Below are 17582 nucleotides of genomic sequence, written 5' to 3' on the forward strand. Positions count from 1 at the left end.
TCCGCTCCCGTTCTAGTCCAGCGTCGCGGCCGCGTCGGCTTCGACGCCCGTGGTGACGTGCGAGCGATTCGACGTCGCGTCCTTCTCGACGTGGAGGAGGTCGTCCGCCGCGCCGACGAGTTCGTCGTCGTGGCTCACCACGAGGATCTGCTCGACGCCGAGGTCGCGCATCGACTCGACGAGGTCGACGAGCCGCGAGACGTGTCCCGAATCGAGGAACACCGTCGGTTCGTCGAGGATGAGCGGCGGGAGCGGCGCGGCTCCCTCGATGCCCTCCGCGAGCAGCCGGTAGACCGCACAGCGCAGCGAGAGGTTGAACAGCGCGCGCTCGCCCCCGGAGAGCTGGTCGGGCTCAAGCGCCTCCCCGTCTTTCTGGTAGACGGTGAGCTCGTAGCTGCCGTCGAGTTCGAGGCGGGCGTAGGAGTCGTTGCCGTAGACGAGATCGAACGTCTCGTTCAGGAGCCGTTCGAGCTTCTCGACGTTGCGCTGGCGCAACTCGCCGCGGAGGTCGCCGTACATCGCCTCTAGCTCTTCGGTCTCGCCGACGAGGTCATCGAGGGCGTCGACGCGTTCCTGGACGGCGTCACGCTTCCCGCGGAGGTCCTCGAGCGTCTCGATGTCGCCCTTCAGCGCGCCGATACGCTCTTGTAACTCGGAGCGATGCTCCTCGCGCTCGGCGATCGCGTCGCGGACCTCTTCGAGGTAATCCGCCGCGCGCTCGCGTTCCTCGCGGGCGTGTTCGAGTCGCTCCTCGTCGAACTCGGTTTCGAGGTCGCGTTTGCGTTCGCGCGCGTCGGCGAGGCGATCGCGACGCTCGTCGTTCAGCGCCTCACGGTCGGCGCGTCGCTCACGGGCGCTTTCGAGGTCGTTCGCGGCGCTCTCGCGATCGGCGAGCGCGTCCGCGAGATCGTCGAGCGTCCCGATCGCGTCCTTCAGATCGGCGATCCGGCCGTTGAGCTCGCCGAGGCGCTCGCGGGCGTCGTCGGCCGCCGCCTCGGCCTCCGCGGCCGCGTCGCGGGCGGCCTCGGCGCGCTCCTCGTAGTCGGCGGCGTCCTCGCGTTTCGATTCGGCCTCGGCGCGCTTCACCTCGACGGCGTCGGCGTGGCCGTCGCGCAGTTCGGCGACGTTCGCGCGGCGCTCCCGGAGCGTCTCGATCTCGCTTTCGGCGTCGACGAGCGCGTTCGCCCGTTCGAGGTTGGTTTCGAGGGCCTCCTTCTCCTCGCGAACCGCGTCCAGGTCGGCCTCGAGCGCCTCGACCGCCGCGCGGCGCTCGTCGAGCGCGTCGACGTGCGGTGACCCCTCGACCGGCTGCCCACACTCCGGGCACTTCCCGGCGTCGCGGAGCGTTTCGGCCTCCTCGACGGCCGAGCGCGCGGCTTGCAGATCGCCCTTCAGGTCCGACTCGCGCTCGCGGACATCGTCGAGGTCCGCGCGGACCGACTCGCGGTACGTCGCCGCCTCGCCGACGTCGACGGGCGCGTCGGCGAACGTCTCACGGTGTTCCGCACGTTTCGCCTCGATCCTCTCGATCCGCTCGTCGGCCTCCGCGACCTTCTCGGCCGCTTCGCGGGCCTCCGCGTCGAGTGCGTCGGCTGCCTCGCGGGCGGTTGCGGCGCGCTCGGCGAGTTCGGCGGCGCGTTCGCGCTTCGCCTCGGCCTCGTTCGCGTGCGTCTGGATCGTCGTCCGACAGTCACCGTGTTCGTCCTGCACGTCGTCGCGCTCGTCGGCGACCGCGGCGCGGCGCTCGCGCACCGTCTCGACCGACACCTCGTCCGGGGTCGCCTCAACGTCGGTCTCCGCGAGGAGGCTCGCGACGCGCTGGTCGAGCGATTCGACGCGCTCGCGGGCGTCGGCGACGGTGTCGGCGAGCTCCTCGCGCTCGCGCTCCGTCTCGGTGATCTGTGCTTTGAGGTCGTCGATGGTCGATTCGAGGCCGTCGAGTTCGGCGCGCCGGTCGGCGTACTCGTCGATGACGCGCTCCGCCTCGGCTTTCGTCTCCGCCGCCTGCTCGCGGTTCTCCTCGTAGGTCGCCAGCGACTCCTCGACCTCCGAGAGTTCGGTCTGGAGGGCGTTCAGTTCGGCGTGGAGGTCGCGCGCCTCGTATTCGGCGACCTGCTCGGCGAGGGAGTCGCGGCGCTCCGCGCGGGCGTCACGGACCGCCTGCACGCCCCGTCGAGCTTGCTCGGCGCGCTGGCGATACGACTCCAACTTCCCGAGTTGCAGCAGGTCGTCGATCATGTCCTGTCGCTCGCCCGGCGAGGCGTTGATGAGCTTGTTCACCTCGCCCTGCCGGACGTACGCACAGTTGACGAACGCGTCGGCGTCCATCCGTAGGAGGTCGACGACGTAGTCGCGGACGTCGCGTGCGCCCTCGATCGTGTCGTCGGGCGTCTCCATCGTGCACTCCGCCGTGCTCGCGCGCTCGCCCGTGTACCGAACGCGTCGATGGACGTGGAACGACGCCCCCGCGTGCGTGAACCAGAGGTCGACTTCGGCCTCCTCCGCGCCAATCGTGACGACCTCGTCGAGCGTGCGATCGAGCGGCGTCGCGCCGTAGAGCGCGAAGAAACACGCCTCCAAGAGCGAGGACTTCCCGCTCCCGTTGAGGCCGTGGATGACCGTGACGCCCGCGCCGAGCGAGACGTCCGCGTCCTCGTAACACTTGAAGTTGCGGAGGCGGAGGCGATCGACCCTCACAGGTAGTCCTCCATGGTCGTCGCGTCGTCCGCGTCGGCCGTTTCCGCGTCCTCGTCGGTTGTCGGCACAGCGACGTCCGTTCCGTCATCGGCGTCACGCGCCGCGGCCTCGAAGGCTTCGAGACCTCCCTCAGAAACGATCTCGTCGACGCGCGATTTCACCTCGTCGCGAACGTTCGAGTCGGCGATCTCGCCCTCGCGGACGGTCTCGTCGATACCGTGGGCGGCCTCGCTCAGGCCGAGGTCGCGGACGCGCTCGCGGACGGCCTCGTCGGGGTCGGCGAAGGAGACCTCGTAGTCGGCCTCGACGTCGACCTCGCGGCGGTCGTTGACGCGCGTGATGAGTGCACCGCGGTCGTCGCCGAAGCGCTCGATGTCGGCGGGCGTGACCTCGCCGCCCTCGCCCTCGATGGTGACGACGACGACGGCGTCCTCGATCGCTTCCTCCCGAAGGCGCTGGCGGACGCGCTCCTCGCCCTCAGACTCGCCGAGTTCGAGGTCGACGAAGACGAAGTCACGAGTGTCGAGCCCGCGCCGGCTGATCGTCACGCTGTCGCCCGGTTCGCGGCTCCCGTTGGTCGCCGCTCCGTCGTTCGGCGACGTCTCACTCCGTTCGTCGTCGCCTGGTTCGCGGCTCCCGTTGGTCGCCGCTCCGTCGTTCGGCGACGTCTCACTCCGTTCGTCGTCGCCTGGTTCGCGGCTCCCGTCGGTCGCCGCTCCGTCGTTCGGCGACGTCTCACTCCGTTCGTCGTCGCCTGGTTCGCCCTGTTCGCCGTCGCCGACATCGAAGGTAACGACGTTGTACCCGCGCGGGTCGCGTTCGCTCGCGCTCGCGCGTTCCGTCGAACCGCAGTAGGTCGCCCATGTGCCGTCGAGGCGGACGGTGTCGGCCGTGTGGTCGTCACCGAGGAGGACGGCGTCGAAGGCGACGGGTGATTGGTCGAGCACCGTTTCCAAGTCCCAGTCGCCGTGCGGGAACGGCTGGAAGAGGCCGTGCGAGACGAGCGCGGCAGACGCGGCGTCGCGCTCGGCGAAGTCGTAGTCGAGGGCGTCGCGCTTCGATTGGGGGACGTAATCGAGGCCGTAGAAGACGGTGTCGCCGACGCGTCGTCCCTCGCTGTCGAGGCGTTCGGCGAGCCCGAGCGTCTCGAAGAGATCGAGCCACTGGGCGTGGCGGGTCCCCTCGTGGTTGCCGACGACGGCGAGGAAGGGGATGTCGGCGTCGGCGAGCGGGCGGAGGACTTCGATGGTGCCCATGAGGTCCTCGAGACCGGGCGTCCGGTCGTGGTAGAGGTCACCGGCGTGGACGACGGCGTCGACGTCGGCCGCGATCGCGTCCTCGATGACCTGCCGGAAGGCATCGAGGAAGTCCTGCCGGCGTTCGGGGGAGTGATACTGGCGGTACCCGAGATGGGTGTCCCCCGTGTGGATGACCTTCGTCATACCCCACCGTTGCGCGCTCGGTCGTAAGTATGCAGCGTCGCCCTACGTCGAGACAGCGAGCGTGTAGAGACGCTTACGCGCGTCCGTAAAGGAGAATCGGGAGTCGACGACGTCGGCCTCCTCGAGGCGTGTCAGCGCGTATCGGACGGTTCGTGGCGGGAGCAGCGTCTCTTCGGCGAGCTCACTCTGGGTGAGGGTCTCCTCGTACTCCAGCACCTTCGCGACGAGTTTCGCGCTCGGCGGGAGGTCCTGCAACTGCTCGATCGCGGCCTCGTCGGCCGTCCGAATCGCGTTCATACTTGGGCTATGGGATACACAGAGATAATACTTTTTCTTCCTTCTAATTACTATTACGCATTAGGCGGTGGCCAAACGTGGCGGTATGGGGGCCCCACCCGAAGCCTCTTATGAACTAACGCCCTAGCGATGAGCCATGAGTGACACCGTCGACGACGTCGAACTCCCGTACGAGGAGGGGGAGCCTCAACAGGAGAAGATCGAGGCCCTCCGGGAGCGACTCGACGTCCTCGAGGAGCAAAACGAGGAGATGCGCGACGAGCTCCTCGACGCGAACGCCGAGAACAACAAGTACCAGCAGAAGCTCGAACGCCTCACCCACGAGAACAAGAAGCTCAAACAGTCCCCGCTGTTCGTCGCCACGGTCCAGGAGATGAACGACCGCGGCGCGATCATCAAACAGCACGGGAACAACCAGGAGGCGCTTACCGAGGTCACCGAGGAGCTCCGCGAGGACCTCGAACCCGGCGCGCGCGTCGCCGTCAACAACAGCCTCTCGATCGTCAAACGGCTGAACGACGAGGCCGACGTCCGCGCGCAGGTCATGCAGGTCGAGGAGTCGCCCTCGGTCGGCTACGAGGACATCGGCGGCCTCGAAGACCAGCTCCGCGAGGTTCGTGAGACGGTCGAGCTCCCGATGGAGAACCCCGACCTCTTCGACAACGTCGGCATCCAGCCGCCAAGCGGCGTCCTCCTCTACGGCCCGCCGGGCACCGGGAAGACGATGATGGCGAAGGCCGTCGCCGCCCAGACCGACGCCACCTTCATCAAGATGGCCGGTAGCGAGCTCGTCCACAAGTTCATCGGCGAGGGCGCGAAGCTCGTGCGTGACCTCTTCCAGGTCGCACGGGACCACGAGCCCGCCGTCGTCTTCATCGACGAGATCGACGCGATCGCCTCGAAGCGCACGGACTCGAAGACGTCGGGTGACGCGGAGGTCCAGCGGACGATGATGCAACTCCTCTCCGAGATGGACGGCTTCGACGAGCGCGGTGACATCCGCATCATCGCCGCCACCAACCGCTTCGACATGCTCGATCGCGCCATCCTCCGCCCGGGCCGCTTCGACCGCCTCATCGAGGTGCCCAAACCCGACGAGGTCGGTCGGACGAAGATCTTCGAGATCCACACCCGCGGGATGAATCTCGCCGACGACGTCGACTTCGCGACGCTCGCGCGCGAGAGCGAGGAGCTCTCCGGCGCGGACGTGAAAGCCGTCACCACCGAGGCCGGCATGTACGCCATCCGCGACGACCGCACCGAGGTGACGATGAGCGACTTCCGCAACGCCCTCGAAAAGCTCGACCACGACGACGAACCGGACATCTCGCGGACGTTCGCCTGAAGGCGTCTCTCGTCGACTTCGCCTCCTCCCGGCCGTTTCCGGCTCCGCACGTCGCTCGCGGCGCTCCTCGGTTGTTTCCGTCGTCTTTTGTTGAGTCACCGCGCGTCCGCTCCGCGGCGTTCGCCGCTCGCGGCGTCGAAAAAGGGACGAGCCTACTGCGCGTCGACGATGTCGCCGATCTGTCGGGCTTCCCCGGAGAGGGATGGGTCGTCCTCGACCAGCCGGAGGATCTCGTGGTCAGTGACGGCGAAGTAATCCTTCTCTGTGGCCTGCTCGACGAGGTCGCGTTCGAGGCGGAACTCGGTCCCCTCGTAGACGACGTCGACGCCGTCCTCGTCGAAGGAGAGCGTGGTCATACCGAACGCTCGGACCCGGAGGGGTAAAAGGGGCGCGTCGGCGGGGCGTCCGACGAGTCCTTTATGCCAGTGGGGTGGCTCCGTAGGGGCGTGTTCGGTTCGGACCCACTCGACCGGTTGCGGCTCCCCGACGGAACGACAGTCGAGGAGCACGATCTCGTGAACGAGGGGGACGTCCTCGTCGGCGGGCAGAGCACCGTCGAGTTCGGCGTCCGAGGGCGGAACGTCATCGCCGGCGAGCGCGCGCGATTCGGCGGCGACATCGAAGCCGAGGCGGACGTTCGCCTCGACATGTGGAGCGACGTCGAGGGCAACGTCCTCGCGGGCGGCGACGCCTATCTCGGCGAGCGCGTCCATATCGCGGGCCAGCTCGTCGTCGGGGGCGACCTCGACATCGGCGACGACGTCGACATCGAGGAGGGCTTCGAGGCCAACGGCTGGATCGTCATCCGCAATCCGATGCCGACCGTCGTCTTCTTTATGGCCTACCTCGCCCAACTGCTGCGCCTCGGCGAGGAGGCGGAAGCCGAGGAGCTCATCGACGAACTCAGTAGCGACGCCGATGCCCCGCCGATCACGATCCCGCGCGGGGCGCACGTCAGCGACGACGCGTGGCGCGCCTCGGCACCCGCCGAGATCGGTGCCGAGTGCCGCCTCCACGGCAACGTCCGTGCGACGGAAATCGAGGTCGGCGCGGACTCGAATCTCTTTGGGAGCCTCCGCGCGCAGGGCGACATCGTCGTCGGCGTCGGGACGAAGGTCCACGGCGACGTGACGACGCGCGGCGGCGACGTCTACGTCCGCGAGGACGCGCTGATCCTCGGCGACGTCTCCGGGGAGAACGTGATCGTCCACCCGGACGCGGACATCGATGGGGGCATCCGGGCGCGCGGCGAGATGACGCTGGATCGAGAGCCACGCCGGGATCCGGAGTGATCCGCGCCCATGGCGCGGATAGATAAACGAGCGGCGAAGCCGCGAGTAGTCCGCACCGCAGGTGCGGACGGACACACGAGCGGGGAGCGATGCGACCCGTGAGTGATCCGCGCCCATGGCGCGGATGGATAAACGAGCGGCGAAGCCGCAAGTAGTCCGTTCCTCCAGAGCGGACGGACGCACGAGCGGAGTGGGGTAGCTATTTGCGGGCGGCGGCGTGACCCCGAGACATGAGCGACGACACCGACCTCGCGGCGCATCACTACGGCATCACGGTCTCGGATCTCGACGACTCGCTGGCCTTCTACCGCGATGTCCTCGGTCTCGACGTCCTCACGGAGTTCGCGGTGGGTGGCGAGGCGTTCGCGGAGGGCGTCGGCGTTGAGGGGGCGAGCGCGGACTTCGCGCATCTCGATGCGGGCGGGGCGCGCGTCGAGCTCGTCGAGTACGACCCGGCGGGCGACGACGTCCGTGGCGGAATGGTGAACGACACCGGCGCGATGCACCTCGGGCTCTCCGTGCCCGACATCGAGGCGTTCCACGACTCGCTCCCGGACGACGTGGAGACGATCGCGCCGGGCCCGCGCACCACGGAGAGCGGGACGACGATTCTCTTCGTGCGCGACCCGGACGGGACCCCGATCGAGATCGTGGAGGGGTGAAGCGAAACGACCTTTCGCGTCGTCGCGTACCCTAGGGTATGCTCTCCCTGGCGCTCGCCGGCAAGCCCAACGCCGGCAAGTCCACCTTCTACACGGCGGCGACGATGGCGGAGGTCCAGATGGCGAACTACCCCTTCACGACGATCGACGCGAACCGCGGCGTCACGCACGTCCGAACGACGTGCCCCTGCACGGATCTCGAAGAGCGCTGCGGGAACGAGCACTGCCGCGACGGCACGCGCTACGTCCCCGTCGAACTGCTCGACGTCGCGGGGCTCGTCCCGGGCGCGCACGAGGGACGCGGGCTCGGCAACCAGTTCCTCGACGAGCTGACGAACGCGGACGCCATCCTGAACGTCGTGGACGCCTCCGGCGGGACGAACGCGGAGGGCGAACCCGTCGAGGTCGGGACGCACGATCCCCTCACTGACATCGACTTCGTGGAGGAAGAGATGGACCTCTGGCTGGCGAGCATCGTGAACCGCAACTGGGAGTCCGTCGAGCGCCAATCACGCAGTCCCGGCTTCGACATCGAGGAGGCCGTCACGGACCTGCTGACGGGGTTCGGCGCGACGGAGTACGACGTGATGGCCGCGCTCCGCGACCTCGACTACCCCGAGGACCCGATCCAGTGGACGGACGACGATCGGGAGGCGCTCGCACGCGACATCCGGCAGCGGACGAAGCCCATCGTCGTCGTCGCGAACAAGATCGACGTTGCGCCCGACGAGTACGTCGAACGCCTCCTCGACCTCGACAAGCCGGTGATTCCCGCGACCGCGCAGGGCGAACTTGCGCTCCGTCGCGGCGCGGAGGCGGGGGCTATCGACTACGACCCCGGTGACGAGTCCTTCGACGTGACGGGCGACCTCCCCGAGGAGCAGGCCACGCTCCTCTCAGAGTTGCGCGACACGATGGCCGAGTACGGCGGTACGGGCGTGCAGACGGCGCTGAACGACGCGGTGTACGATCTCCTCGATCACCTCACGGCGTACCCCGTCCAGGACGCCGCGAAGTGGACGGACGGGACGGGCAACGTCCTCCCCGACGCCTTCTTGCTCCCGCGGGGCTCGACGCCGACGGACCTCGCGTATGCCGTCCACTCGGACATCGGCGACGGCTACCTCCACGCCGTGAACGCCCGCACCTCACGCGAGGTCGCGGAGGATTACGAACTAGAAGAAGGTGACGTCATCAAGATCGTCAGCACCGCGAAATAACGACACACGAAAGGGCGACCCGACTGTCTCCAACGTGTGGGCCGACCCGTCCCGCTACGGGCCGGCTGTCGGGCGGGGCGTCCGCGCGCTCGTCGTTCCCGCGGATGATGCGCCCGACGAGGTCGTCCAGGTCGGGGGCACCACCGCGACGATCCGGCTCGTCGCTCGGATACGTTGGGACGGGCATGGTGCGATCCCCAGTGATATACTTTCTGGTAGAGGATATTCAATCTTTTCCCGTACCAACACCCGCACCGACGCGTGTACCGCCCGGTCAGCCCGATGGCTGTTCGACGCGCTCCTCCAGCGCGGCGAGCGCGTCGGCGACCTCGTCGGGATCCTCACCCGTGACTTTCAGGCGGTTCGGCCCCTCGCCAGAGGGATAGCTGCCGACGGCGACATCGTAGCCGTCGCGGATCGCCTCGAGGTCCGGACCGAGCGCTCCCTCGGGCGCGCTCGTGTACGTGATCTCGGAGACGACGTCCCCGCCGAAGTCCTCGGCGACGAGGTCGAACATCGCGTGGACCTCGTCGGGGACGCCGGGGAAGACGTAGATCGCGCCGCCGTCGTCAGCGTCGCCGACCTTCGCACCGGGCGAGAGGCCGGGTTCGTTCGGGATGACGCGTGCACCCTCAGGGACGGTCGCCCATGCCTCGACGTCGAGGTCGAGTTCGAAGCGCTCTGCCTCCTCGGGGTTGGCGTCCCGATAGGCGCGCGCGGCACGTTCGACGGCTTCGCGGGCCTCGTCGGGGACGTGGAGGTTGACGCCGGCGGCGTCCGCGACGGCGTCCATCGTCACGTCGTCGTGCGTCCCACCCAACCCGCCAGTGACGATGACGGCGTCGTAGGCCTCGCGCCACTCGCAGACGTAGTCGGCAATCGTCTCGCGCTCGTCGGGAACGACGAGAACGCACCTGACGGACGCGCCGCGGGCGGAAAGCTGTCGACCGAGCCACGTCGCGTTCGTGTTCTCCGTGTCGCCGGCGAGCAGTTCGTCGCCGACGGTGAGGATCGCGACTTCCATACGGGAGTACACGACCGCGGGCGGATTAAGCCGTGTGGCACCGGCGGATCGCGGCCCAAAGACACGACCCGTTGGCGGTCGTTCCCTCACCCATGACCGAGTTCGGCTACGCGCTGTCGAGCGAGGAGCACGGCGGGAGCGAACTGGCAGCATTGGCCGCCGAAGCGGAAGACCGGGGCTTCGACTTCGCGCCGATCTCGGACCACTATCACCCGTGGATCCGCCAGCAGGGCGAGGCACCGTACGTGTGGAGCACGCTCGGCGCGGTCTCGGAGACGACGGACGACCTCGACGTCGGGACCGGCGTCACCGCGCCGATCATCCGCGAGCACCCGGCGAACCTCGCGCAGGCGACGGCGACGACGGCGTCGATGCTCGACGGCCGGTTCTTCTTCGGCGTCGGCACCGGCGAACGGCTGAACGAGCACGTCACCGGGGAGAAGTGGCCGCCCCACCACGTCCGCCTGGAGATGCTCGAGGAAGCGATCGGGGTGATCCGGGAGCTCTGGAGCGGCGAGATGGTGAGCCACGACGGCAAGCACTACACGGTCGAGAACGCTCAATTGTTCACGCTCCCCGAGGAGATACCCCCGATCTACGTCTCGGCGTACGGCGATCACAGCGCGCGGACAGCCGCGGAAATCGGCGACGGCCTCGTCTGCGTCGGCCCACAGGCGGACGTCGTCGACGCGTATCGTGATGCCGGTGGAGACGGCCCGACGTACGGCCAGCTCGCGGTCTGTTACGCCGAAACAGAGGAGGCGGCCGTCGAGACGGTCTACGACTGGTGGCCGACCGGCGAACTCCCCGGCGGCGTGAGTTCGGAGCTGCCGACACCGGCGCACTTCGAACACGCCTGCGAGGACGTGACGCGCGAGGATGTCCGCGAGGGACACACGCTCACCGACCCGGATCCCAAGGCCCACATCGAGGCCGTACAGGCGTTCGTTGATGCGGGCTACGACCACGTCTACGTCCACAACGTCGGGTCGAACCAGGAGGCGTTCTTCGACTTCTACGAAGAGGAGGTCCTGTCGGCGTTCTGAGCGCCGGAACCACTCATGTCGGCCTCGCCGGCGTCATGCTCGATAGCGTCGAGATACGCGCCCTGCTCGCGGACGAGCAGGTCAGCGGCCGTTTCGACGTCGATCCACCGGCACGTGTAGACGAGCCCGTCGTCCTCGCCGCCACCCGTGACTTCGTGGGTCCAGCGATCCGGCGCGGACTCGGCGCGAACGTGGTAGAAGTGTCGACGGTACGCCTTCGGTTTCGTCGGGTGAGGCCACTCGTCCGTTCCGAGGTGTGCGTACAGCGTGGCGTCCGCCAAGCCGGTCTCCTCACGGAGTTCGCGAAGGACGGCGTCAGCCGGATCCTCACCGGCTTCGACGCCGCCCTTCGGAACCTGTGGGTCCTCGCCGGACGGTGGCTCGAAAACCAGGAGTTCCGTCCCGTCGCGCGTCACGTACGCGTAGGCTTTCTCCTCGATCCGACGAGGGTCACTCGACATACGTGAACGTTCAACCGAGTGGGGCTAAAACCCCGCGGACGCGCTACCGAAGCGCGGCGGTCGCCTCGCGCATCGCGTCGAGTGCGGCCTCTATGTTCTCCATGCTTGTTGCGTAGGAGATGCGGGCGGACCCCGCGCCGCGCTCACCGAACGCGCCGCCGGGGACGACGACGACGCCGCGATCGAGCACCGCATCGACCCACCCCTCGGGGACTTCGGGCATCGCGTAGAACGCCCCTTTCGGCGTCGGCACGTCGAGGCCCATGTCTTCGAGCCCGTCGAGGAGGACGTCGCGACGCTCCTCGAACGCCGCGACCATCTCGTCGACGGGGTCCTGGGGGCCGGTGAGCGCCGCCTCCGCGGCGTACTGCGCCGGCGCGGACGCACAGGCCTGTGCGTACTGGTGCACGCGGAGCATCCGCTCGACGCGCTCGGACGTGCCGGTGACCCAGCCGAGACGCCACCCCGTCATCGAGTACGTCTTCGAGCAGGCGTTCACGACGACGACGTTCCCCGCGTCGTCGTAGGCCATCGGCGAGCGGTGTTCGCCCTCGAAGACGATGTGCTCGTAGACCTCGTCGCTGATGCAGAGCACGTCGTGTTCCGCGGCGATGCGCGCGAACTCGCGCATGTCCTCGGGCGGCGACACCGCGCCCGTCGGGTTCGCGGGTGAGTTCACGACGAACGCCGCCGTGTCGTCCGTGATGTACTCCTCGACCGTCGCGGGGTCGAGCGTCAGGTCGTCGCGCAGTGGGAGGCCGACCGGCGTGCCGCCCGCAAGCTTCGTCAGCGCGTCGTAGGAGACGAAGCCGGGGTCGGGGAAGAGCACTTCCTCGCCCTCGTCGACGTGCGCCTCGATGGCGAGGTGGAGGGCCTCGCTCCCGCCCGAGGTGGCGATGACGTCCTCCGGCGACGCCGTGAACGCGTTGTCACGGGCGTGTTTCTCCGCGATGGCCGCGCGGAGGCTCGCCGTACCCTTGTTCGAGGTGTAGCCATCCGCCTGCCCGGCCTCGATAGCGTCGATCGCGCCCTGTCGAGCGTGCTCCGGCGTCGGGAAGTCCGGTTGGCCGAGCCCGAGGTTGATCGCGTCCTCGCTCGCCGCCTCGAACACCTTCCGAATGCCGCTGATGTCGATGGCCTCCACGCGTCGGGAGAAGTCGCTCATGCGTGAGTGGGCGTCGCGGACCCGATTAAATGGTCCGGGTTCCGACGGGGCGGATCGGGATGTAGTGGCGAACGGACGACGCGCTCCCTTCGGTACCCGGGTGCGTCGTCGCGTCGTGAGTCCCGAGCGCCGCTGTGGCTACGTGATACGGACCACTCATCCCCTTTCCGTAGATGAACGTGCGGGGGGAAAGCGTAGAGAACGACCCGAGGCCCTACAAGCTGTTCTTGATCTTCTCGAAGAAGCCCTGTTCGACGTCGACTTCCTCGCCGCCAGCCTCGGCGAAGGCCTCTAAGGCCTCGCGCTGCTCCTCGTTGAGCGAGTCGGGCGTGACGACCTGGACGGTGACGTAGAGGTCGCCCTGGCCGCGCCCGCGGAGGCGGGGCATTCCCTTCCCGCGGAGGCGGAAGCGTTCGCCACTCTGGGTCCCCGTTGGGACCTCGAACTCGACTTCGCCGTCGAGCGTCGGCACCTGGATCGTCGCGCCGAAGACGGCCTGGGGGAACGAGATCGGGTGGCGGTGTTCGAGGTCGGTGCCGTCGCGCTCGAACTCCGGATGCGACTCGACGCGCACCTCGATAAGGAGGTCGCCGTTCGGCCCGCCGTTCTCGCCGGGTGCGCCCTCGCGCTCCATGCGGAGCGTCTGCCCGTCGGCGATCCCCGCCGGAATCTCGACGGTAAGCGTCGCCTCACGCCGAACGGTACCCTGCCCGCTGCACTCCCCGCAGTTCTCGCTGTAAATCTGCCCCTCGCCGCCGCAACGACGGCACTCCTGGCGCTGCTGGACGCGCCCGAGCGGCGTCTGCTGGACGCGCGTCGTCTGGCCCTGCCCGTCGCACTCCGGGCAAGTGCGGACATCCGCGTCCGCGGGGTGGCCGCTGCCGTCGCACTCCGGGCAGGTCTCGGGGCGCGTGACGGTGAGCTGCTTCGTCGCGCCGTCGTAGGCCTCCTGGAGGTCGATCTCCATACGCGTACGGAGGTCCTGGCCCTGCTGGGGGCGGTTCGGGTCCTGCGAGCGGCCGCCGCCGAAGAACTGCTCGAAGATGTCGTTCATCCCGCCGGCACCGCCGCCCATGCCGCCAGCACCACCCATACCGCCCATGCCGCCCATACCGCCAGCACCACCCATACCGCCGTCGCCGCCGGGGTCGGCACCGTGCTTTTCGGCCTCCTCGTAGCGCTCGTGGCCGAGGCGGTCGTAGGCCTCGCGTTTGTCCTCGTCCGTGAGCACGTCCTTGGCCTTCTGAATCGTCTTGAACTTCTCCTCGGCGTCGGGCTCGTCGCTCACGTCCGGGTGGTACTGCTTGACCTTCTCGCGGTACGCCTGCTTGATCTCGCTCTCGTCGGCGTCACGGCTGACCCCGAGCGCGTCGTAGAAGTCCTGACTCATCGGGTAGTTGGAAGGGGTAGTGTGGGGAGGCGGTTAGGCGTTCGCTTCAGTTCTCGTCCGTGTCGTCCGACTCGTCGCCAGCAGATTCGTCGTCAACGTCACCAGAACGCGAACCGTTCTGGTTGGCTGACGAATCGCTACGCGATTCGTCAACGTCCTCGAAGTCGGCATCGACGAAGTCCTCGGCATCGACGTCCTCGGGATCCATGTCGCCCATGTCACCCATGCCGCCCATCCCAGCGCCCGCGCCGGCACCGCCGGCCCCGGCCTGCTGCTGGTAGGCCTGCTTGCCGATCTCCTGAAGATCCTCGGAGAGCTGCTCGGTCGCGTCCTGGATCTCCTCGGTGTCGGCGTCCTCGTCCTCGAGGAGCGCTTCGATGTCGTCAACGTCGGCCTCGATGGTCTCGCGGGTGTCCTCGTCGACCATCTCCTCGTTCTCCTCGAGAAGCGTCTCGGCCCGCTGGACCGCCGTCTCGGCCTCGTTACGGGCCTCGATGCGCTCGCGGCGTTCCTCGTCCTCGGCGGCGTGCTGTTCGGCCTCCTCCTGCATCCGCTCGACTTCTTCGTCGCTGAGGCCGGCACCGCCCTCGATCGTGATGTCCTCGGAGTTGCCCGACCCCTGGTCCTCCGCGGAGACGTGGACGATGCCGTCCGCGTCGATCTCGAAGGAAACCTCGATCTGCGGGGTGCCCGCGGGCGCGGGCGGAATACCGGTCAGCTGGAACGCGCCCAGTAGTTCGTTCTCCTCCGCAATCTCGCGTTCGCCCTGGAAGACGCGGATCTGGACGCTCTGCTGGTTATCCGCCGCCGTGGTGAACACCTTCGAGGCCTCGGTCGGGATCGTCGTGTTCTTCTCGACGAGACGCTCGAAGAGCCCGCCCTTCACCTCGATCCCGAGGCTCAGCGGCGTGACGTCGAGGAGGACGACGTCGTCGACGTCGCCGGAGAGCACGCCACCCTGCACGGCCGCGCCGAGTGCGACGGCCTCGTCAGGGTTGACGGACTTCCGGGGTTCCTGCCCGACGACCTCTTCGACCTTCTCCTGGACCTGTGGCATCCGCGTGGAGCCACCGACGAGGACGACGTCGTCGATGTCGCTCGTATCGAAGCCGGCGTCGTCGAGGGCCTGCTGCGTCGGGCCGACGGTGCGTTCGATGAGATCGGCCGTGACCTTCTCGAACGTCGCGCGTATCACGTCCTGTTCGAGGTGGACGGGCCCGTCGTCCGTCGCCGTGATGAACGGGAGGTTGACGGTCGTCTCCTTTCTACTACTCAGTTCGATCTTCGCCTCCTCCGCGGCGTCCTTCAGACGCTGGAGGGCCTGGCGGTCCTCGCGGAGGTCGATCCCGTGTTCGTCCTCGAACTCGTCGGCGAGGTAGTCGATGAGGGCTTCGTCCCAGTCGTCCCCACCGAGGTCGTTGTCCCCGTTCGTCGCGATGACGTCGTAGGCACCCTCCGCGATTTCGAGAACGGAGACGTCGAACGTCCCGCCGCCGAGGTCGTAGACGAGGACCGTGTTCTCGCCCTCCTCGTCGAGGCCGTACGCCATCGAGGCCGCGGTGGGCTCGTTGACGATGCGCTCGACGTCGAAGCCGGCGATCTGGCCGGCGTTCTTCGTCGCCTGGCGCTGCTTGTCGTTGAAGTACGCCGGGACCGTGATGACGGCCTTCTCGACGTCGTCACCGAGGTAGTCCTCGGCGTCGCGCTTGATCTTCTGGAGGATGCGCGCGCTGATCTCCTCGGGCGTGTACTCATCATCGCCGAGTTCGACCGTGTAGTCCTCCTCGCCCATGTGGCGCTTGATGGAGGCGACGGTCTGATCGGGGTTCTGCACCGCCTGGTTCTTCGCGGGCTTCCCGACGAGCAGTTCGCCGTCGTCGTACGCGACGACCGAGGGCGTCGTCCGGTCGCCCTCGCTGTTGGCGATGATCTCGGGCTCCCCACCCTCCATCACCGCGAACGCGCTGTTCGTGGTACCGAGGTCGATACCGAGAATCTTCTGACTGGCCATCTTGGAAGGTGATAAGTCGCCGTTTCGGTTTAAAGCTTGCTAGTGTGGACGGCTCACACGACCGCCAGCGAACGCGAATTCGGGCGTCTCGGAGCTCGAACACACCACAGAGCGCTGGCTTTATGTTGAACCGGTAAGCGAGCGATTCGTGCGGCGTCGCGGCGGTTCGCCGTCGCTCGCCGTCGCCCACCAGTGCATCCGGTGCGCCCGGTGCGCAGCACGTCTAACAGTCACTGCCGACGCGCGTCACTCGTCGGCCGCGCCCGACCCGTCGCTCACGGTCACCTGCGCCGCGCGCAGGACCTTCCCGCCCATCTCGTACCCCGGCCGGTACACTTCCGCGACCGTCCCCTCGGGTTCGTCGCTCGACACCTGCAACATCACCTCGTGGCGATGCGGGTCCGTTTCTGTCCCTGGTTCGGGCGCGATCTCCTCGACGCCCTCGTCCTCGAAGACCCGATCGAGTTCGCGCTTGGTCATCTCGACGCCCTCGCGCAGCGAGTCGGCGTCGCCGGCCTCCTCCGTGAGCGCGCGCATCAGGTTGTCCCGGACGTCGAGCAGGCGCGTCACGAGATCCTCCGTCGCGCGCTCCTCCGTCTCTTCTTGTTTGCGCTTCGCGCGCTTCTTGTAGTTCTGGAAGTCCGCCTGCACACGCTGGAGGCGCTCCTCCAACTCCTCGACTTCGGCCTCCAAGTCCTCGACGTCCTCCGCGAGGCGGTTACGATCGCCCACGACGTCCGCGACCGCCGCCGCGAGCTCCTCGTCGTATTCGGCGACGCGTTCGGCCAGGGGCTCACCGGCCGTCTCGGGGTCAGCCGCGTCGTCCACGTCCGCCTCGGCGTCGGTCGCCTCAGCGTCGGTCGCCTCGGCGTCCTCCACGTCGACCTCCACACCGTCAGCGTCGTCAGTCATAGCCGGAGGAAGCGCCCGACACGGGAAAAGGGTTTCAAAACGGCTTTAGGCCGAATACGAACGGCTGAGAGAAGACGTCAGCGGCTGAGCGTACCGACGATCCGCCGCTGAATCTCTGCGAGGTCGCGCGTTGAGAATGCGTATTCCCGCCGGCGTTCATCCTCAGGGAGATCTTCGGCGTACATTCCCGGTTTAACTTCTGTAGCGCCACTCATACTAGTGTCCCAATATAACCGGCATATCGCTTTAACTCTTTGGTCCGGATCTCATCGAACCGGGTTTCGTCAAGATTCTCTCGGCTGTCGATGTTCAGTACACCGAGTGGACGGTTTTTCTCCTCATCACCAGGTGCGTATACCGGAATACTCAGAACGGAGCCGAGATGTGTCGTCGCGTTGAGCTGGGAAGGCGTCATATCCCATTCGTGTATCTGAACGTCTTCGAGATCAGAATATATCAGGCGATTATACTCCATCGCCGTACCACAGACACCTTCATCCACGCACCACTTGATCATCTCCTCATTCCGTCGGTTGTAATCACCATAGGTTGCAGCGTTGAATGCAAGACAGCGTCGGTATTGGAATTGTGATACTCAACTTTCCACCTATAGCTACG

At 67.5% G+C, this 17582-nt stretch carries 15 protein-coding genes and 1 pseudogene; 5 read left to right on the forward strand and 11 right to left on the reverse strand.

Going from position 1 to position 17582, the window contains the following annotated elements; genetic code table 11:
* Positions 1–12 precede the first annotated feature (12 nt).
* The 3 genes from rad50 to ABDZ36_RS12065 are packed head-to-tail and all read right to left on the reverse strand — an operon-like array spanning position 13 to position 4436.
* Complete coding sequence (gene rad50 / locus ABDZ36_RS12055) at positions 13–2697, reverse strand: DNA double-strand break repair ATPase Rad50 (protein WP_211312283.1); 2685 nt, start codon at positions 2695–2697, stop codon at positions 13–15.
* Positions 2694–4139 carry a metallophosphoesterase gene (locus ABDZ36_RS12060; protein WP_211312284.1) on the reverse strand — a complete coding sequence of 482 codons (1446 nt, stop codon included), beginning with the start codon at positions 4137–4139 and terminating at the stop codon, positions 2694–2696. The genes rad50 and ABDZ36_RS12060 overlap by 4 nt, the downstream gene beginning before the upstream one ends.
* A gap of 42 nt (positions 4140–4181) precedes the next feature.
* Complete coding sequence (locus ABDZ36_RS12065) at positions 4182–4436, reverse strand: MarR family transcriptional regulator (RefSeq protein ID WP_211312285.1); 255 nt, start codon at positions 4434–4436, stop codon at positions 4182–4184.
* Between the two features lie 136 nt (positions 4437–4572).
* On the opposite strand from ABDZ36_RS12065, the gene pan1 reads away from it, so the two are divergent.
* Positions 4573–5781: a proteasome-activating nucleotidase Pan1 gene (gene pan1 / locus ABDZ36_RS12070; RefSeq protein ID WP_211312286.1), complete on the forward strand. Its 1209-nt coding sequence runs from the start codon at positions 4573–4575 to the stop codon at positions 5779–5781.
* Positions 5782–5933: 152 nt separating this feature from the next.
* Here pan1 and ABDZ36_RS12075 read toward each other — a convergent pair whose 3' ends face one another.
* On the reverse strand, positions 5934–6137 hold the full coding sequence (locus ABDZ36_RS12075; protein ID WP_211312287.1) for a DUF5800 family protein: 204 nt from the start codon (positions 6135–6137) through the stop codon (positions 5934–5936).
* A 63-nt stretch (positions 6138–6200) separates the two neighbouring features.
* On the opposite strand from ABDZ36_RS12075, the gene ABDZ36_RS12080 reads away from it, so the two are divergent.
* From ABDZ36_RS12080 to ABDZ36_RS12090, 3 genes are all read left to right on the forward strand, one after another.
* Positions 6201–7073, forward strand: a complete 873-nt coding sequence (locus ABDZ36_RS12080) for an acyltransferase (protein WP_343749328.1) — start codon at positions 6201–6203, stop codon at positions 7071–7073.
* A 230-nt stretch (positions 7074–7303) separates the two neighbouring features.
* Positions 7304–7735 (forward strand): VOC family protein, encoded by a 432-nt coding sequence (locus ABDZ36_RS12085; RefSeq protein WP_211312289.1) that lies wholly within the window; start codon positions 7304–7306, stop codon positions 7733–7735.
* A 38-nt stretch (positions 7736–7773) separates the two neighbouring features.
* Positions 7774–8955, forward strand: coding sequence for a redox-regulated ATPase YchF (locus tag ABDZ36_RS12090; protein ID WP_211312290.1), 1182 nt, complete (start codon positions 7774–7776; stop codon positions 8953–8955).
* Positions 8956–9229: 274 nt separating this feature from the next.
* On the opposite strand, the gene ABDZ36_RS12095 is transcribed toward ABDZ36_RS12090, so the two are convergent.
* Positions 9230–9979 (reverse strand): competence/damage-inducible protein A, encoded by a 750-nt coding sequence (locus ABDZ36_RS12095; RefSeq protein ID WP_211312291.1) that lies wholly within the window; start codon positions 9977–9979, stop codon positions 9230–9232.
* 92 nt (positions 9980–10071) lie between these two features.
* On the opposite strand from ABDZ36_RS12095, the gene ABDZ36_RS12100 reads away from it, so the two are divergent.
* Positions 10072–11025 (forward strand): TIGR03557 family F420-dependent LLM class oxidoreductase, encoded by a 954-nt coding sequence (locus tag ABDZ36_RS12100; RefSeq protein ID WP_211312292.1) that lies wholly within the window; start codon positions 10072–10074, stop codon positions 11023–11025.
* Here ABDZ36_RS12100 and ABDZ36_RS12105 read toward each other — a convergent pair.
* The 6 genes and pseudogenes from ABDZ36_RS12105 to ABDZ36_RS12130 form a co-directional block, all read right to left on the reverse strand.
* Positions 10995–11486 (reverse strand): NUDIX hydrolase, encoded by a 492-nt coding sequence (locus tag ABDZ36_RS12105; RefSeq protein ID WP_211312293.1) that lies wholly within the window; start codon positions 11484–11486, stop codon positions 10995–10997. The two genes, ABDZ36_RS12100 and ABDZ36_RS12105, sit on opposite strands and share 31 nt — an antisense overlap.
* A 43-nt stretch (positions 11487–11529) precedes the next feature.
* Positions 11530–12651, reverse strand: a complete 1122-nt coding sequence (locus tag ABDZ36_RS12110; RefSeq protein WP_211312294.1) for a pyridoxal phosphate-dependent aminotransferase — start codon at positions 12649–12651, stop codon at positions 11530–11532.
* Positions 12652–12865: 214 nt separating this feature from the next.
* Positions 12866–14041 (reverse strand): molecular chaperone DnaJ, encoded by a 1176-nt coding sequence (gene dnaJ, locus ABDZ36_RS12115; protein ID WP_211312295.1) that lies wholly within the window; start codon positions 14039–14041, stop codon positions 12866–12868.
* Between the two features lie 145 nt (positions 14042–14186).
* Positions 14187–16052, reverse strand: a pseudogene (dnaK, locus tag ABDZ36_RS12120) (molecular chaperone DnaK); the annotation flags it as partial.
* A gap of 246 nt (positions 16053–16298) precedes the next feature.
* Complete coding sequence (locus tag ABDZ36_RS12125) at positions 16299–16964, reverse strand: nucleotide exchange factor GrpE (RefSeq protein ID WP_211312296.1); 666 nt, start codon at positions 16962–16964, stop codon at positions 16299–16301.
* A 211-nt stretch (positions 16965–17175) separates the two neighbouring features.
* Positions 17176–17481 (reverse strand): hypothetical protein, encoded by a 306-nt coding sequence (locus tag ABDZ36_RS12130; RefSeq protein WP_211312297.1) that lies wholly within the window; start codon positions 17479–17481, stop codon positions 17176–17178.
* Between the last annotated feature and the right edge of the window lie 101 nt (positions 17482–17582).

The organism is Halarchaeum salinum (assembly GCF_039520965.1).
GTDB classification, from domain to species: Archaea; Halobacteriota; Halobacteria; order Halobacteriales; family Halobacteriaceae; genus Halarchaeum; species Halarchaeum salinum.

What these genes read in the sequence shown, in the direction of transcription:
- pan1 (WP_211312286.1), top strand. Translation starts at nt 4,573, where the DNA reads ATGAGTGACACCGTCGACGACGTCGAACTCCCGTACGAGGAGGGGGAG.
- ABDZ36_RS12095 (WP_211312291.1), bottom strand. Translation starts at nt 9,979, where the DNA reads ATGGAAGTCGCGATCCTCACCGTCGGCGACGAACTGCTCGCCGGCGAC.
- ABDZ36_RS12060 (WP_211312284.1), bottom strand. Translation starts at nt 4,139, where the DNA reads ATGACGAAGGTCATCCACACGGGGGACACCCATCTCGGGTACCGCCAG.
- ABDZ36_RS12100 (WP_211312292.1), top strand. Translation starts at nt 10,072, where the DNA reads ATGACCGAGTTCGGCTACGCGCTGTCGAGCGAGGAGCACGGCGGGAGC.
- ABDZ36_RS12125 (WP_211312296.1), bottom strand. Translation starts at nt 16,964, where the DNA reads ATGACTGACGACGCTGACGGTGTGGAGGTCGACGTGGAGGACGCCGAG.
- ABDZ36_RS12080 (WP_343749328.1), top strand. Translation starts at nt 6,201, where the DNA reads ATGCCAGTGGGGTGGCTCCGTAGGGGCGTGTTCGGTTCGGACCCACTC.
- ABDZ36_RS12105 (WP_211312293.1), bottom strand. Translation starts at nt 11,486, where the DNA reads ATGTCGAGTGACCCTCGTCGGATCGAGGAGAAAGCCTACGCGTACGTG.
- ABDZ36_RS12075 (WP_211312287.1), bottom strand. Translation starts at nt 6,137, where the DNA reads ATGACCACGCTCTCCTTCGACGAGGACGGCGTCGACGTCGTCTACGAG.
- ABDZ36_RS12130 (WP_211312297.1), bottom strand. Translation starts at nt 17,481, where the DNA reads ATGATCAAGTGGTGCGTGGATGAAGGTGTCTGTGGTACGGCGATGGAG.
- ABDZ36_RS12090 (WP_211312290.1), top strand. Translation starts at nt 7,774, where the DNA reads ATGCTCTCCCTGGCGCTCGCCGGCAAGCCCAACGCCGGCAAGTCCACC.
- ABDZ36_RS12065 (WP_211312285.1), bottom strand. Translation starts at nt 4,436, where the DNA reads ATGAACGCGATTCGGACGGCCGACGAGGCCGCGATCGAGCAGTTGCAG.
- ABDZ36_RS12085 (WP_211312289.1), top strand. Translation starts at nt 7,304, where the DNA reads ATGAGCGACGACACCGACCTCGCGGCGCATCACTACGGCATCACGGTC.
- ABDZ36_RS12110 (WP_211312294.1), bottom strand. Translation starts at nt 12,651, where the DNA reads ATGAGCGACTTCTCCCGACGCGTGGAGGCCATCGACATCAGCGGCATT.
- dnaJ (WP_211312295.1), bottom strand. Translation starts at nt 14,041, where the DNA reads ATGAGTCAGGACTTCTACGACGCGCTCGGGGTCAGCCGTGACGCCGAC.